General features: G+C 73.5%; 12 protein-coding genes. 3 read left to right on the forward strand and 9 right to left on the reverse strand.

The features are described from left to right. Nucleotides 1–2 precede the first annotated feature (2 nt). The 5 genes from ACFPZN_RS15560 to ACFPZN_RS15580 all read right to left on the reverse strand — a co-directional run bounded on the left by ACFPZN_RS15560 (nucleotide 3) and on the right by ACFPZN_RS15580 (nucleotide 5,319). Nucleotides 3–920, reverse strand: a complete 918-nt coding sequence (locus ACFPZN_RS15560) for a type II secretion system F family protein (RefSeq protein ID WP_378282664.1) — start codon at nucleotides 918–920, stop codon at nucleotides 3–5. Nucleotides 921–1,017: 97 nt separating this feature from the next. Continuing rightward, complete coding sequence (locus tag ACFPZN_RS15565; protein ID WP_378282665.1) at nucleotides 1,018–2,040, reverse strand: type II secretion system F family protein; 1,023 nt, start codon at nucleotides 2,038–2,040, stop codon at nucleotides 1,018–1,020. Next, the gene (locus ACFPZN_RS15570; protein ID WP_378282666.1) at nucleotides 2,030–3,331 is read right to left on the reverse strand and encodes a CpaF family protein; all 1,302 of its coding nucleotides are present in this window, start codon (nucleotides 3,329–3,331) and stop codon (nucleotides 2,030–2,032) included. Before ACFPZN_RS15570 ends, ACFPZN_RS15565 begins: the two co-directional genes overlap by 11 nt. Then, complete coding sequence (locus tag ACFPZN_RS15575) at nucleotides 3,332–4,336, reverse strand: hypothetical protein (RefSeq protein ID WP_378282667.1); 1,005 nt, start codon at nucleotides 4,334–4,336, stop codon at nucleotides 3,332–3,334. Between the two features lie 2 nt (nucleotides 4,337–4,338). Beyond that, the gene (locus ACFPZN_RS15580; RefSeq protein ID WP_378282668.1) at nucleotides 4,339–5,319 is read right to left on the reverse strand and encodes a hypothetical protein; all 981 of its coding nucleotides are present in this window, start codon (nucleotides 5,317–5,319) and stop codon (nucleotides 4,339–4,341) included. A 392-nt stretch (nucleotides 5,320–5,711) separates the two neighbouring features. Here ACFPZN_RS15580 and ACFPZN_RS15585 point away from each other — a divergent pair, with 392 nt between their 5' ends. Next, nucleotides 5,712–10,334 (forward strand): FtsK/SpoIIIE domain-containing protein, encoded by a 4,623-nt coding sequence (locus tag ACFPZN_RS15585; protein WP_378282669.1) that lies wholly within the window; start codon nucleotides 5,712–5,714, stop codon nucleotides 10,332–10,334. Nucleotides 10,335–10,341: 7 nt separating this feature from the next. Here ACFPZN_RS15585 and ACFPZN_RS15590 read toward each other — a convergent pair whose 3' ends face one another. The 4 genes from ACFPZN_RS15590 to ACFPZN_RS15605 form a co-directional block, all read right to left on the reverse strand. Beyond that, nucleotides 10,342–10,896 carry an exonuclease gene (locus tag ACFPZN_RS15590; protein ID WP_378282670.1) on the reverse strand — a complete coding sequence of 185 codons (555 nt, stop codon included), beginning with the start codon at nucleotides 10,894–10,896 and terminating at the stop codon, nucleotides 10,342–10,344. Between the two features lie 156 nt (nucleotides 10,897–11,052). Then, the gene (locus ACFPZN_RS15595; RefSeq protein ID WP_378282671.1) at nucleotides 11,053–11,574 is read right to left on the reverse strand and encodes a DinB family protein; all 522 of its coding nucleotides are present in this window, start codon (nucleotides 11,572–11,574) and stop codon (nucleotides 11,053–11,055) included. A 102-nt stretch (nucleotides 11,575–11,676) separates the two neighbouring features. Then, a complete protein-coding gene (locus tag ACFPZN_RS15600) occupies nucleotides 11,677–11,946 on the reverse strand; it encodes a WXG100 family type VII secretion target (RefSeq protein ID WP_378282672.1) in 270 nt (89 codons plus the stop codon). A 231-nt stretch (nucleotides 11,947–12,177) separates the two neighbouring features. Further along, nucleotides 12,178–12,717, reverse strand: a complete 540-nt coding sequence (locus ACFPZN_RS15605; protein ID WP_378282673.1) for a hypothetical protein — start codon at nucleotides 12,715–12,717, stop codon at nucleotides 12,178–12,180. A gap of 104 nt (nucleotides 12,718–12,821) precedes the next feature. On the opposite strand from ACFPZN_RS15605, the gene ACFPZN_RS15610 reads away from it, so the two are divergent. Beyond that, nucleotides 12,822–13,064 (forward strand): type B 50S ribosomal protein L31, encoded by a 243-nt coding sequence (locus ACFPZN_RS15610; RefSeq protein WP_378282674.1) that lies wholly within the window; start codon nucleotides 12,822–12,824, stop codon nucleotides 13,062–13,064. Nucleotides 13,065–13,199: 135 nt separating this feature from the next. Beyond that, nucleotides 13,200–14,966 (forward strand): acetyl/propionyl/methylcrotonyl-CoA carboxylase subunit alpha, encoded by a 1,767-nt coding sequence (locus ACFPZN_RS15615; protein ID WP_378282675.1) that lies wholly within the window; start codon nucleotides 13,200–13,202, stop codon nucleotides 14,964–14,966. The last annotated feature ends 60 nt before the right edge of the window (nucleotides 14,967–15,026 follow it).

Here is a 15,026-nt window from a genome sequence, read left to right on the forward strand (position 1 = left end):
CGTCAGGCCGCCATCACCCGCATCAGCGCGGGGTAGGCGAGGAAGACCAGGAAGGCGGCGCAGAGCAGGAGCTGCGCGACGAGCATCGACTGGGACCGCTCGCCGGCCTTGCCCTCCAGCTCCGACAGCTCGCGGCTGCGCATCGACGCGGCCCGGGCCGCCAGCGACTTGCGGATCTGCGCGCCGTCGTCGGCGACCAGCGCCAGCGCGCCGGCCATGTCGCGCAGCTCGGCGATGTCCAGCTCGTCGCCGAGCCGGCCCAGCGCCTGCCACGGGGTCTGCCCGGTGATCCGGGCGTTGGCGAGGGCGTCCCGGATGCGGTGCATCGCCCAGCCCTCGCCCACGTTGGACGCGGTCATCAGCGCCTCGGGGACGCCCCGCCCGCCGGCCAGGTTCATCGACACCAGGTCCAGGAACGCGCCGACGACGTGCCGGAAGTCCTGCCGCCGCCCGGCCGCCTCCTGCCGCAGCTGCATGTCGGGGAAGAAGAAGAACAGCACCGCGAAGAACACGCAGATCCACACCGGGACCTGGAACGACACCCCGGCGCCCAGCAGCGCGAAGTAGGCCACCACGACCGGGATGACCAGCAGCGCGCCCGCCGGCAGCAGGAACTTGGTGGCCAGGAAGCCTTCCAGGGAGCGTTCGGTGATGGCCAGGTCGGCGCGGATCGAGCGCAGCTTCCAGCCGCGCGACTCGCAGTACCGGGCCAGCTCCGCGCCGACCTTCGCGCGCAGCGTGCCGACCTTGTCGTGGCTGGGCGACATGCGGCGGGCGTCGGCGTCGTCCAGGTCGCGGCGGCGGGCGGCGTCGAAGGCGGCCAGCCGGGCCGACAGCCCCGGCCGGGCCGGGAAGATGGCGCGGACGAACAGGTAGAGCCCGGCGCCCACGAGGGCGCCCGCGAGCAACGGACCGGTCACGTCACACCACCCCGACGAAGAAGCGACGTCCGGCCATGGTCACACCATCCCCATGCCGCGCACAACGCCCCGGGCTGCGCGGTTCCGGTCGGTTCCCTCACTGGGCACCGCCTCCGCCCGCGTCCATCGTGTGGCGGCCGCGCAGCACGCTCTGGCCGTCCTTGGCCGCGCCCTTGGACTGCCAGGCGGCGAACGTCGTGGGCACCTCCCCCGGAACCCCCGGACGGGCCGTACCGGACGTGGTGAGGAAGCGGCTGGGCATCTCGTACTTGGCCAGGCGCCGCAGCCACAGGAAGCCCGCCCCGTACAGCGCGATCACCAGGCACAGCACGAGCTGGCCGAGGAGGTCGTCGTACGGCTCGACGTAGGAGTGGTTGAAGACGGCCAGGCCGATCGCCGTCCCGACCGAGACGCCGACGACGATGCGGACGCTGCGGCGGGTGGCGCGCCGGTCGGCCTCGACCCGGCGGCGCATGTCCAGCTCGGCGCGCGCGGACCCGGCCAGCGCGCCGAGCATGTCGCGCAGCCCGGGGCCGCGCAGCTTGGCGTTCAGGATCAGCGCGGCGATGACCAGGTCGGCGGACGGGTCGTCCAGGTCGTCGGCGAAGCGGCGCAGCGCGTCCGGCAGCGGGACGCGGGTGTGCATCCGGTCGACCAGCGTGCGCAGCGGCTGCTGCAGGACGGGCGAGGAGGCGCGCAGCGAGGCGGGGATGGCCTGCTCCAGGCCGACCGCGCCGGCGATGGTGTCGCGCAGCGACTCCGTCCACGCGGCGAGCGCCTCCAGCCGCGCCATGCTGCGGCGCTCCTCCGACGCGCCGCCCGCCAGGCCGTTCCAGGCCAGGACGAGCACGCCGGTGCCCGCGGCCGCGATCGGCCACCGGGTGACGACCAGCACCGCCAGGCCGACGATCACGGCGAGCGCGGTGCGGGTGGTGAGGGTCTTCACCAGCTCCTCGCGGCTGCGCCTGGGCGGCGGCCCCGAGCGGGCGGGCAGCCCGCGGATCGCCAGGGCCAGCAGCAGGAGCCCGCCGCCGGCGAGCGCGCCGGCGGCGATGGCCAGCAGCACGTCGGGCGCGTACATCACCGCGCTCCGCTCGACGTCGGGAGCGTCACCAGGCACCTCCGGCGGCGACGTCGTAGCCGAACTCGGCGAGCTCGTCGGCGCAGGCGATCGGCGCGGCGGGCACGGCGACGCCGTCCGGCCCGGCGGCGAAGATCTCCGACGACAGCACCCGGCCGTCCGCGCCCGTCACCTCGCGGACGCTGGAGACGAACCGGCGCAGCCGCCCGCCCCGCGCGTACTCGTTGCGCTTCTCGATGAACACCACGAAGTCGATGGCGCCCGCGATCAGCATGTGCGTCGCCTCGACCGGCAGCCGCTCCTCCGACTGGATCGCGTACGTGGCGATCCGGTTGAAGACCTCCATCGAGGAGTTGGCGTGGATGGTCGACAGCGAACCGTCGTTGCCCTGCGTCATCGCGTTCAGCATGGTGACGATCTCGTCGCCGAGCACCTCGCCGACGATGACCCGGGACGGGTTCATCCGCAGCGACCGGCGGACCAGCTCGGCCATCGAGATCGCGCCCTGCCCCTCGGAGTTGGGCAGCCGCTGCTCGAAGGCGACGCAGTTGGGGTGCAGCTCGGGGAAGGCGTCCAGGCCCAGCTCCAGCGCCCGCTCCACGGTGATCAGCCGCTCGTGCGCGGGGATCTCGTTGGCGACGGCGCGCAGCAGGGTGGTCTTCCCGGCGTTGGTGGCCCCGGCGAGCATGATGTTCTTGCGGGCGTGCACGGCGGCCTTGAAGAAGTGCCCGATCTCGGGGGTGAACGTGCCGTTGCCGACCAGGTCGGACAGGAACACCTTGCCCAGGCGGGCGCGGCGGATCGACAGCGCGGGCCGCACCGTCACGTCCATCACCGCCGACAGCCGGGAGCCGTCGGGCAGCCGCAGGTCCAGCTGCGGGTTGGCGGTGTCGAACGGCCGCGACGACAGCCCGCTGTAGGCGGCCAGGATCTGGATGAGCTCGACCAGCTCCTCGTCGCTCTCGGCCACCGGCTCGCCCATGACCTCGCGGCCGTCGGCGTACCCGATGAAGACCCGGTCGCAGCCGTTGATGTCGATGTTCTCGATCTCGGGGTCCTCGAGGAGCGGCTGGAGGCGGCCGACGCCGAACAGCGCCGCGTGCACGCCGGCGGCCAGCGCCTCCTCCTCTTCGGCGTTCGGCGGGCGCCGCCCGGAGGTGATCTCGCCGCGCGCGAACTCCTCCAGCACCTGGCCGATCAGGGCGCGCGCGAACTGCCGCTCGTCCTCCCCGGTCATGGGCGGGAGGCCGCTCGCGGCGTCGAGGCGGCGCTGCTGGGCCAGCCGGTCGCCGACCTCCTGGCGCAGCCGCTTGACCAGGCCGTGATCCACCTAGAGCCTCCCCTCCTGGTACTGCTGCCGCTCGGGCGGTCGCGCGAGCGGTTCCTGGACGCCGGGTCGTTCGTGGGGTTGGGGAGGATGCCCGGGAGCGGGCGGTGCGCCGGGGACGGCCTGGGCCGCGGGCGGCACGGGGCCGGCGTGGACGGCGGTGCCGAGGCGGCCGATGAGCGTGGCCGCGACCTCGCGCGCCGAACGGATCAGCAGCGAGCGGTCGAGCCGCCCGCCCCACCGCCCGGACAGCAGCTCCGCGCCCTTGGGGTCGAGCGCCAGCCCGCCCAGCACCGCCACCGGGGGCGGCGCGGGACCGTACCCGGGCCCGGGGCCGCCGGGGGACGCGGCGTCCTGGCCCTGCAGCCGGCTCTGGACGCCCGCGACGATCCGGTCGACCTCGGCGATCGAGGCGCGGAAGTCGCGCGGATCGGCCAGCACGACCACCCCGATCGGCGGGCCGCCGCGCAGCTCGGACGCCAGCGCAGCCACGCGCTCGCGCAGGTGGGCCACCTGCTCCAGGGTCGCGCGGGTGAACAGGACGACCATGTCGGCCTCGCGCAGCAGGTCGTTCAGCGGGGCTCCGGCGCCGAGCCGGCCGCAGTCGGCCAGCACGTCCACCGGGGACAGCCCGGCGAACGCCCGCCCGAGCGGGCCCCACAGCCAGGTCATGGCCTGCGCCTGCTCGGCGTTGGTGATCCCGACCAGCACGTCGAGCCCGCCGACCAGCCGCTGGCAGTGCTCGGCGATCTGGTCGGGGCGCAGCCCGCGGCGGGCGGTGGCGGCCAGGCTGAGCAGGCCGCGGGACGGGTTGAGCATGCCGCCGTCGCGCGCCCCGCCCCGTCCGGCGGGGTCGTCGGCGGAGGCCGGCAGCCGGTAGACGAGGTCGCCGCCGGCCTGGTCGCACTCGGCGACCAGCACGGGACGCGGCCAGACCGCGCCGAGCGCGACGGCCGCCGTCGTGACGCCCGGCGCCCCCTTGTCGGCCGCGAGCGCGATGAGTGCCACGGTCAGTCCCCGCCCGTGCCGTTCGGGGCCTGGCCGCCGCCCGGACCCTGGTTCGGTGCGCTTCTCGGTGCGCCGGTCGTTCCGCCGTTCGCGCCGCCGGTCCCGCCGGTCGTGCCGCCGCCGTTCTGCGCGGGGGTCTGGCCGCCGCCTCCGGCCGGGGGACTCTGCGAGCCCTCCGGCTGCGCGGGACGCTCGGTGCTGGGCGGCGGCTGCTGCGGCTGGCCGCCACCGGTCACCCGGGTGCCCTCCGGGATCAGCGCGACCGCGACCGAGCCGGCCGAGGCGGCCTGGGTCACCGCGGGGGCCTCGTTGGGCGGCACCGCCACGTCCACCGTGGTCTGGTCGCCGCGCAGCCGGCCGCTGTCGCCGCCCTGCGACACGCCCACCACGATCGCGTCCGCCGACAGGACGGTGCCGGCGCGGGGGCCGCCGCCGGTGCCGCCGCCGACCGCGTACAGGCTGACCCGCTTGCCGGTCTCCAGCCCGCGCGAGGGGAACTGGCCGGGTTTGAGCGCCAGCCCGAGCACGACCCGGCCCTTGGCGGCGTCGTCGGTGCGGCTGACCATGCGGTTGGTGAGCAGCGCGCCCTGGACGAGCGGGACGGCGGCGTAGGCGCGGGCCACCGCGGCGCGCTCGGTCCAGTTGATGTAGTAGTCGGCGCCGGTATCGCTGACCTGCACCTCTTCGAGTGCGCTGAGCGGGATCCGCTGCCCGGCCGCGACCGGCTGGGCGACCCGGATCGCCGAGACCCGCTGCCCGCTGGCCATGACCAGGTAGGCGCTGGTGAGCGCGCCGCCGAGGATGAGGAGCACCGCCAGCGCCGCGAGCGCGGGCTTGCGTTCGCGCGGGGCGACCGGGAGCCGCTGCCCGCCCGAGGCGCCCAGCCCCGACCGGCCGAGGCCGTCGCCGCCCTGGCCGCCGGCCGGACTGGTCGCGATGCCGCCCGCGACGGCCGACTGGTTGGACTTCATGGGACTGCCCACGCGCTCCCTTCCCGCCCCTGCGGGCCCCGCCCCCCGCGGGATCCCCGTTTCACCGGGCGATCCATGCTTGCGGTGCCGGTCATGCCGCGTCAATGGATTCGGCGAGGTGAAGCCTGGCCGTAACGTGATGCACACCCTTGACCAGCATTGACGCTGATCACATGCTTTCTTACGAACAGTCACAGAAATCACTGACAACTCGTGGCCGATTTCTGCTATTACGGAACGGATATGCCATGGGAGCAACATCACCTTGTACGGCGAGGCAAGGCGCGTAAGTACCGCGGGTAAGGCCATGGGCGCCCTTCGCGGGCAAGACCGCAAGCTCCGCCTCGCCGGGCGGGCCGAATTATTAAGCTGACCCGAGCGGCGGCGCGCCAGGGAGGGCTCGAATGCGGATCTCGTTCACGGCACTGACCGGCCAGGGGCCCCGGGACGTCGTGATCGACCTCGATTCCGAGGTGACCGTCGGCAGCGTCGCCCGGTCGCTGTCCGCCGCGCTCGGCGGCGCGGACGGCGAAGGCGTTCCCGCGGGCAGGGGGCCGGGCCCGGTCCCGCTGAAGCCGCGCTTCTCGAAGGAGTCGCTGCCGAAGCTCGCCGCGGGCGGTTCCGGCGCGGTGCTGGCGGCGGACGGTTCTCGCCCGGCCCCGAGCGCGAACGGCGCGAGCGGGGCCGGCGGCGCGGGCGCGGCGCTGTGGATGGACGGGCGGATGCTCGACCCGCAGGCCCGCGCCGTCCGGGAACTGCGGGACGGCGCCGTCGTGGCCGTCGAGCAGCGCACCGCCGCCGCCACCGTCCTGGCCGAGCCCACCGGGGTGGTCGAGGTGCGCGTGGTCGCCGGGCCCGCCGCGGGCACGGTGCACCGGCTCGGGCTCGGCGCCGCGGCGCTCGGGTCGGGCGGCGACGTGGACGTGACCATCGACGATCCCGCCGTCCCGGCGCGGGCGCTGCGCGTCACGGTGGGGCGCGGCGACGTCCAGGTCGAGTCGACCTCGCAGGCCATGGGCGGCGGCGCGCTGCTGGACGGCGAGCCGCTCTCCGGCGCGACGGCGTGGCCCGACGGGGGCATGCTGGCCGTCGGCTCCACCATCCTCACCCTCGCCCGCAGCGCCGCCCCCGACGCCCACCTGGAGCCGCTGCCCGAGGGCGGGCTCGCGTTCAACCGCCCGCCGCGCCTCAACCCCGCCGGGCGCGAGCGCCGCCTGGAGGTGCCCAAGCGTCCCGAACGCAATCCGCGCGAACGCCTGCGCCTCTTCGGCGCGCTGCTGTTCTCCGCGTTCGGTCTCGTCATGGCCTTCGCCCTGGGGCAGTGGTGGTGGGCGCTGTTCGCGCTCGCCTGGCCCGTGATGACGGTGGGCGAGTGGATCGGCGACCGGGTGCACGGGCGCAAGTCGTACAAGAAGGCGCTGAAGGAGTACCAGGGCAAGGTCGCCGAGTTCGGGGGCAGGCTCGACCGGCTGCGCAAGGAGGACGAGGCCGAACGGCGCACCGTCCACCCCGACCCGGCCGAAGTGCTGCTCACCGCCACCGGTCCCAGGCGGCGCCTGTGGGAACGCCGCATCACCGACGAGGACACGCTGCACCTGCGTCTGGGCCTGGCCGACCTGCCCGCGCGGATCGAACTCGCCGGGCTCGACGACGACCGGTCCGTTCCCGCCGATCCTGAACTGGGCGACGTGCGCGTGCCCACGGCGCATCTCGTGCCGGTCGCGCTGCCCCTGCCCCAGCTCGGAGTCATCGGCCTCACGGGTCCGCGGCACGCCTCACGCGCGCTCGCGCGCTGGATGGTGGCGCAGGCCGCCGTCCTGCACAGCCCCCGCGACCTGGCCATCGTGGTGCTCAGCGCCGACCAGGACGCGGGCGAGGAGTGGAACTGGGTGCGGTGGCTGCCGCACTGCGCGCCGCGCGAGGGCGAGGAGTGCATGGCCCTGGTGGGCACCGACCCGGAGTCGGTCGCGCACCGCATCACCGAGCTCGCCATACGGGTGACGGAGCGGCGCCGCACGGCGCAGGCGTCCTCCGGTTACTTCGGGCAGGGCAAGCCGGCCGAGAACGTCCCGTACAACATCCTCATCGTGCTGGACGGAGCCCGCGCGCTGCGGCGCGTCCCGGGGATGCCCATGCTCCTGTCGCGCGGCCCGGAGTACGGCCTGTACGCCATCTGCGTGGACGACGAGGAACGCCTCCTGCCCGAGGAGTGCACGGCCGTCGCCGCCTGGGATCCGCAGAGCCCCGAAACGCTGCGGCTCCGCGGCCGCGGCCTCGACGTGCTGGGGCCGGTGCTGGCCGACCAGGTCTCCCCCGCGTGGACCGACCGCGTCTCGCGCGCGCTCGCCCCGGTGCGGGACGTGTCGCGTGAGGACGCCGCGGAGGCCATCCCGTCCAATGTCCGGCTCCTGGACGTGCTCGACATGGCCACCCCCACGGCGGAGCACGTCCTGGCGTCGTGGGCGCGCACGGGCGGCCGCACCACCCGCGTCCCCATCGGGCTCGGCACCGACGGCACGCACCGGATCGACCTGCGCGCCGACGGGCCCCACGGCCTCATCGCCGGCACCACCGGCGCCGGCAAGTCCGAGCTGCTCCAGACCCTCATCGCGTCCCTGGCCGTGGCCAACCGCCCGGACGAGATGACGTTCGTCCTCATCGACTACAAGGGCGGCGCCGCGTTCAAGGACTGCGCCAGGCTCCCCCACACCGTCGGCATGGTCACCGACCTCGACGGCCACGCCACCGAACGCGCCCTGGAATCGCTGGCCGCCGAGCTGCGCCGCCGCGAGGAGATGCTGCTGCACGCGGGCGCCAAGGACATCGAGGACTACAACGACCTCCGGGCCCGCACCCCGGCCCTGGCGCCGATGCCCAGGCTCGTCCTGGTCATCGACGAGTTCGCCGCCATGGTCACCGAACTGCCCGACTTCGTGGCGGGCCTGGTCGACATCGGGCGCCGGGGGCGTTCCCTGGGGGTGCACCTCATCCTCGCCACGCAGCGTCCCGCGGGCGTGGTCACGGCCGACATCCGCGCCAACACCAACCTGCGCATAGCGCTGCGCGTCACCGACCCCGACGAGTCCACCGACGTGCTGGACGCAGCAGAGGCCGCCGGCATCTCCAAGGCGACCCCCGGCCGCTGCTACATCCGGTCGGGCGCTTCAGAGCTGCACGCCGTCCAGTCCGCGCGCGTGGGCGGACGGCGTCCCGGTGCGACGGCCTCCGACCAGGCGACCGTGCTGCCCGTGCCGTGGCAGGGCCTGGGCCGCCCTATGCCCGCCCCGCGCGAGGCCGCCGACGACACGATGGTCACCGACCTGGCCGTGCTCGTCCACGCCGTCGACGAGGCCGCCCGGCGCGCCGATATCCCGCGCCAGCCGTCCCCCTGGCTCAACCCACTGCCGGAGCAGGTCCGCCTGGCGCCCCGTACGGCGGCCGGCGGCTCGGTGGTCGACGTCCCCCCGATCCCGTTCGGCATCACCGACCTGCCCGCCGTGCAGAGCAGGGAGCCGCTCAGCCTGGACCTCGCCAACGGCGGCCACCTCTACCTGGCGGGGTCCGCGCAGTCGGGACGCTCCACCGCCCTGCGCACCATCGCCGGTTCCCTGGCGGGCGCGTGCTCGCCCTACGACGTGCACCTGTACGCCGTCGACTGCGGAGCGAACGCGCTGCTCCCCCTGGTCGGGCTCCCGCACTGCGGCGCCGTCGTAACGCGCGACCAGCTCGACCGCTGCGAACGCCTCCTGACCGCGCTCGCCGCCGAAGTGGCCCGGCGCCAGCAACTCCTGGCCGAAGCGGGCTTCGCGTCCCTCACCGAACAGCGCGCCTCCGTGGCCGCCACCGACCGCCTCCCCTACATGGTCCTCCTGCTGGACCGCTGGGAGGGCTTCATCGGCGCGTTCGAGAACTACGACTACGGCCGCCTGGTCGACGCCGTCCTCCGCCTCCTGCGCGAAGGCGCGTCCGTGGGACTGCGCGCCGTCTTCACCGGCGACCGCACCGGCCTCAGCGGGCAGATCTCCACCGTGTTCGACCGCCGCCTCATCCTGCGCATGGCCGACCCCAACGACTACGGGTACGCGGGCGTCCAGGAGAAGCAGGTCCCCGCGTCGATGCCGCCCGGACGCGCGCTGGAACTCCTCACTCCCGGCGTCCCCCTGCGCGAGTCGCAGATCGGCCTGCTCGGCGACGACCCGTCCGGCACCGCCCAGGTCGCGGCCCTCCAGGACTTGGCCCGCGCCTGCGTCACCCGCTACGGGCGGCTTCCGCGCAGGCAACGCCCCATCCACGTGGACGAACTGCCCGTCCGCGTCACCTACCGGGAGGCGATGGCACTCGACCAGGACTTCCTGGCCCCGTCCCCGCTCTGGACCCTCGTCGGCGTTGGCGGGGACACCCTCGCCCCCGTCGGCATCGACCTGCTGAACGAAGGCCCGGGGTTCGTGGTGGCGGGCCCGCCCCGCTCCGGCCGTTCCACCACGCTCCGCACGATCGTGCACTCCTTCCTGGACCCGACCGTCGCCGGAGGGCTCGTCCCGGTCGTCCTGGTCACCCCGCGCCGTTCACCGCTGCGCCTGCTGGCGGGCCGTCCCGGCGTCCTGGGCCTGCTCACCGGCGACTCCGAGGCCGACGACCTCATCGCCGCCATCGGCGACGAGCACCGCTACGTCGTCGTGGTGGACGACGCCGAACTCCTCGACGAGACCGAACTCGACGACTCCCTCCGCGACATCCTCCGCACCGCCCGCGACGGCGAGCACGCCGTCGTCATCGGCGGCACCACCGAGGACCTCGGCCGCGGCTACCGCGGCTTCCTCTCCGACGCCCGCCGCGCCCGCTCCGGCGTCCTGCTCTCGGTCGACAGCCCCGAGGACGGCGACCTGTTCGGCCTGCGCCTCCCCCGCAACGCCTCCCTGGGCGGCCCCACGGGCCGCGGCCTCTTCGTCGCCTCCGGTCTGACCACGGGCATCCAGGTCGCGCTCCCGCCCCCGGTCGGCGGAGACTCCGCGGGCTCCCCCCGCTGACCAGCCCCTACTCGCCCGCCCGGGAAGCCAGGACGGCCTCGAACACCGCCGCCAGCTCCGCCGCGTCCTCACCCGCGTGATGGGTGTGCGGAAGGCTGATGCCCAGCTTCTGCATGATGACGCTCTTGCGCGTGCTCACCCATTCGCAGCCGTCCAGGCCCATCCAGTAGCTGCGCAGGTCGATCCCTGCCCCACTGGCATTGAACGGGCTCTTGCCGAGGAACCGCATGAAGTACCAGTGCACGAACATGCCGTCGAACACCGCGGGCCCGGCCAGGAAGACCGGCCGCCCTTCCTTCCGCAGGCCGTTGATCCATTTGGCCGCGGCAGCCATCGCCTCAGCCGCCTCCGGCGCCTCCCGCACCAGCCGGTCACGGTCGAGGCCCGACACCGCCAGCGCCTCCGGCACGAACTCGTCCGAGATGGGCCGCACCTCGGTGTAGAACCGCAGATCGTCCCGCCCGACCACGGCCATCCCCAGCGAGATCATGCTGTAAGGCCCCGGAATCGGCCCGTCCGCCTCGACGTCCACCGCCACATAAAACTCCGGCAACTTCCCCATGCCGCCGAACCTATCCACCCCTCCCCCGCCCCGGCCATTCAATTTGCCCCGCCCCGGAACAGAGGAATGAACACACCGTAATCCCGATACGGAAATGCGCGGCCACCCATCCTCGGGCGCGGGCCGAGAGCCTCGGGACGGCGGAGTCGGCCCAGGTCAGGCCATGGATTGGGCGCCGTCCAGGGATTCTCGGATGATGTCGGCGTGGCCGGCGTGCTGGGCTGTTTCGGCGACGATGTGCACAAGGACCCGGCGGGCCGACCACTGTTCGCCGGGCGGGTTCCAGGGGGCCTCGGGAAGCGGGTGCGCGGCGTTCAGGTCGGGCAGGCCGGCGACCAGTTCGTCGGTCCGGGCGGCGACCTCGGCGTATTCGTCCAGGACGGCCGCGAGGGTCTCGCCGGGGAGCATCCGGAACTGGTCGGCGCGCCGCTGGAAGTCCTCCTCGGTCATCTCCGAGAAGGCGCCCATCGCCGAGGGGCCCTCCAGGATGAAGTCCCCCCAGCCCCGCTCGACGGCAGCGACGTGTTTGATCAGGCCGCCCAGGCAGAGCTCGCTCACGGTGGTGCGCCGCCCTGCCTGCTCGTCGGTCAGGTCGCGGACGGTGAAGCGCAGGAAATGCCGCTGCTTGGCGAGCGCGGCCAGCAGATCGGCCCGCTCGGTCGAAAGGTCGTCCCCCATGGCGGGAGTCATTCCCGCTCACGGGCCGGGCATCCGGAAAAGAGCGCGGGTCCCGGCCTCGGGGGGATGGGCCGGGACCCGCGGGTCAGGGGGAGACGGGCCTCAGCGGGTGGCCGCCTCGATGTTCTGCTGCGAGCGCTTGATGTCCTGACTGCCCTGCTCCAGCGCGACGGCCATCTTGTCGAAGGCGCTCTTGGCCTCCATCCAGGCCGCGCGGAACCGGTCCGCCTGCGGGCCCCACCAGATCTCCTGGCTGCTCACGGTGCGACCGTTCAGGTCCTTGATCAGAGCGTCCAGGTTGCGGGAGTGCTTGCTGAACATGCGGGACAGGTCTTCCAGCGCCCCGATGCTGGCGCCCCTCTTGTCGGTCATGATCGACCCTTTCGTCGCCGGAACGGCCACAGGCCTTGCGAATGCTTTCCAGGCAATGCCGACAGCCTACGACTCATCGTTCACAATAATCCAGCCGACCGCCGATCATGGCTGTTGATTGTGCCGTATTTCCCTGCCGCCCGTGCTGTCCGGATCCGGCCAGCCCGGACGCGTTCCTGACGTCGGCTATGACCCCAGGTCAATGAATTCGCAGGTCGCGGGCCGGGCTTTTCAGCGGGGATCGGGGTCGTTGATGGGGCGGGCGGCCGGATCGACGACGCGCTCGCCGGTGAGGATGATCGCCTCGCCGACGGCGGTGAACTCGAAGCGGCGGCGGACCGACTGGGTGACCTTGCCCGTCTCGTACCGGACCTCGGTGTGCTCGACGGCGTCGAGGGTGATGCGGTCGCCGGTGCGGACGGCGCGGGCCGCGTCCAGGCGGGTCCGGGCGCCGGTGAAGGCGGGGCCGCCCTCGACGGGGGCGCGGTTGCGGTTCTCCAGCTCGCGCGCGGCGCGTTCCTGGACGCGGGCCAGGCGCGGGGCGATCTCGACGCCGAGGATCTCGGTGGGGACGTGCCGGCGGTCGTGCCGGCCCTTCTCCACGAGCGCCTGGGAGCGGTACTGGACGAGGGTGCTGGCCACCACGGTGAGCTGGCGCCGGGTGTCGTCGTCCACCGTGGGGGTGTCGAGGCCCACGGCCGAGGAGGGCGGTACGGCGCAGACGGCCATGGCGAGGAGCGCCAGGCCCAGGCGTGTCCTGTGGAGGGCCATCGGACTCCCGCTCGTCGGCTGATCCCCCGCGAAGATACACCCGGGCCCCGGCGACCAGGGAATGAAAATGGTTATCATCCTGTTGGGCCGGTCAGGAGGTAGCGATGAAGAAGAACATTCACCCCGAGTACCGGGCCGTCGTCTTCCGCGACCGGGGCGCCGGACACGCCTTCCTCACCCGATCCACCGCCACGAGCGAGCGGACGATCGAGTGGGAGGACGGCCGGACCTACCCCGTGATCGACGTGGACGTCTCCTCGGCCAGCCACCCGTTCTACACGGGCCGGACCAGGGTCCTGGACTCGACCGGCGCGGTCGAGAAGTTCAGGCGGCGGTACGGGAAGTGACGCATGGGGCGGGCCCCGCGCGGGCCCGCCTTCCAGCGGCGCGAGGGGCACGAGAGCCCCAAAGGAGCCCCTTACCGAAGTCACGAAAACGGGATTATCTAGACTGCGCGTGCGAGGTTGAGGGAGGAGACCCACGTGCGCAAGGTCCTGATCGCCAACCGCGGTGAGATCGCGGTCCGTATAGCCCGTGCCTGTCGCGATGCGGGGCTCGCCAGTGTCGCGGTGTACGCCGAGCCGGACCTGGACGCGCTGCACGTTCGGGTCGCCGACGAGGCGCACGCCCTGGGCGGGCAGACCGCCGCCGACAGCTACCTGGACATCGACAAGCTCTTGAAGATCGCGGTGGACGCCGGCGCCGACGCCGTCCACCCCGGATACGGCTTCCTGGCCGAGAACGCCGATTTCGCGGCCGCGGTGGAGGGGGCCGGGCTGATCTGGATCGGTCCGCCGCCCGCCGCGATCACCGCGCTGGGCGACAAGGTGCAGGCCCGGCACATCGCGCAGAAGGTCGGGGCGCCGCTGGTCGCCGGCACCAAGGACCCGGTATCGGGGGCCGAGGAGGTCGTGGCCTTCGCCGAGGAGCACGGCCTGCCGATCGCGATCAAGGCGGCGTTCGGCGGCGGCGGGCGCGGCCTGAAGGTGGCCCGCGCGCTGGACGAGGTCGCCGACCTGTACGAGTCGGCGGTGCGCGAGGCCGTGTCGGCGTTCGGGCGGGGCGAGTGCTTCGTGGAGCGCTACCTCGACCGTCCCCGGCACGTGGAGACCCAGTGCCTGGCCGACAAGCACGGCAACGTGGTGGTCGTCTCCACCCGCGACTGCTCGCTGCAGCGCCGCCACCAGAAGCTCGTGGAGGAGGCCCCGGCGCCCTACCTGAGCAAGGAGCAGATGGACCTGCTCTACAACTCGTCCAAGGCCATCCTGAAGGAGGCCGGGTACGTGGGCGCGGGGACGTGCGAGTTCCTGGTCGGCCAGGACGGCACGATCTCCTTCCTGGAGGTCAACACCCGGCTCCAGGTGGAGCACCCGGTGACCGAGGAGGTCGCCGGGATCGACCTGGTCCGGGAGATGTTCCGGATCGCCGACGGCGAGGAGCTGGGCTACGGCGACCCCGAGCTGCGCGGCCACTCGATCGAGTTCCGGATCAACGCCGAGGACCCGGGCCGCAACTTCCTGCCCGCCGTGGGCACCCTGACCGCCTGGCAGCCGCCGTCCGGCCCGGGCGTGCGGCTGGACACCGGCTGCGTGGAGGGCCAGACCATCCCGCAGCAGTTCGACTCCATGATCGCCAAGCTGATCGTGACCGGCGCGACCCGGCGCCAGGCCGTCGAACGCTCCCGGCGCGCCCTGGCCGAGTTCACCGTCGAGGGGATGCCGACCGTGCTCCCCTTCCACAAGGCCGTGCTGGACGACCCCGCCTTCATCCCCGACGACGACGCGGAGCCGTTCTCCGTCCACACCCGGTGGATCGAGACCGAGTTCGACAACAACCTGCCCCCCTACGAGGGCGATGTCGCCGAGGACGAGGCGGCGGGCGACCGCGAGCGGGTGACCGTGGAGGTCGGCGGCAAGCGGATCGAGGTCGTACTGCCCGCCGGCCTGGGCGCCTCCGCCGCGCCCGCGGCCGGCGCCTCCGCCCCCGCCAAGCGGCGGGCCGGCAAGAAGGGCGGCAAGGCCCAGGCGTCCGGCGACGCGCTGGTCAGCCCGATGCAGGGCACGATCGTCAAGCTGGTCGCCGAGGAGGGCGCGACCGTGGCGGCCGGCGACCCGATCGTGGTCCTGGAGGCCATGAAGATGGAGCAGCCGCTGAACGCGCACAAGGCCGGCACCGTCACCGGGCTGGCGGCCGAGGTCGGCCAGACCGTCTCCAACGGCGCCGTGATCTGCGAGATCAAGGACGCCTGAGCACGACACCCCAGCAGGCCCTCGGCTCCCGGACCCGGGAACCGGGGGCCTGTTCTGTTG

This window comes from Actinomadura rugatobispora (genome assembly GCF_042656285.1).
GTDB classification, from domain to species: Bacteria; Actinomycetota; Actinomycetes; order Streptosporangiales; family Streptosporangiaceae; genus Spirillospora; species Spirillospora rugatobispora.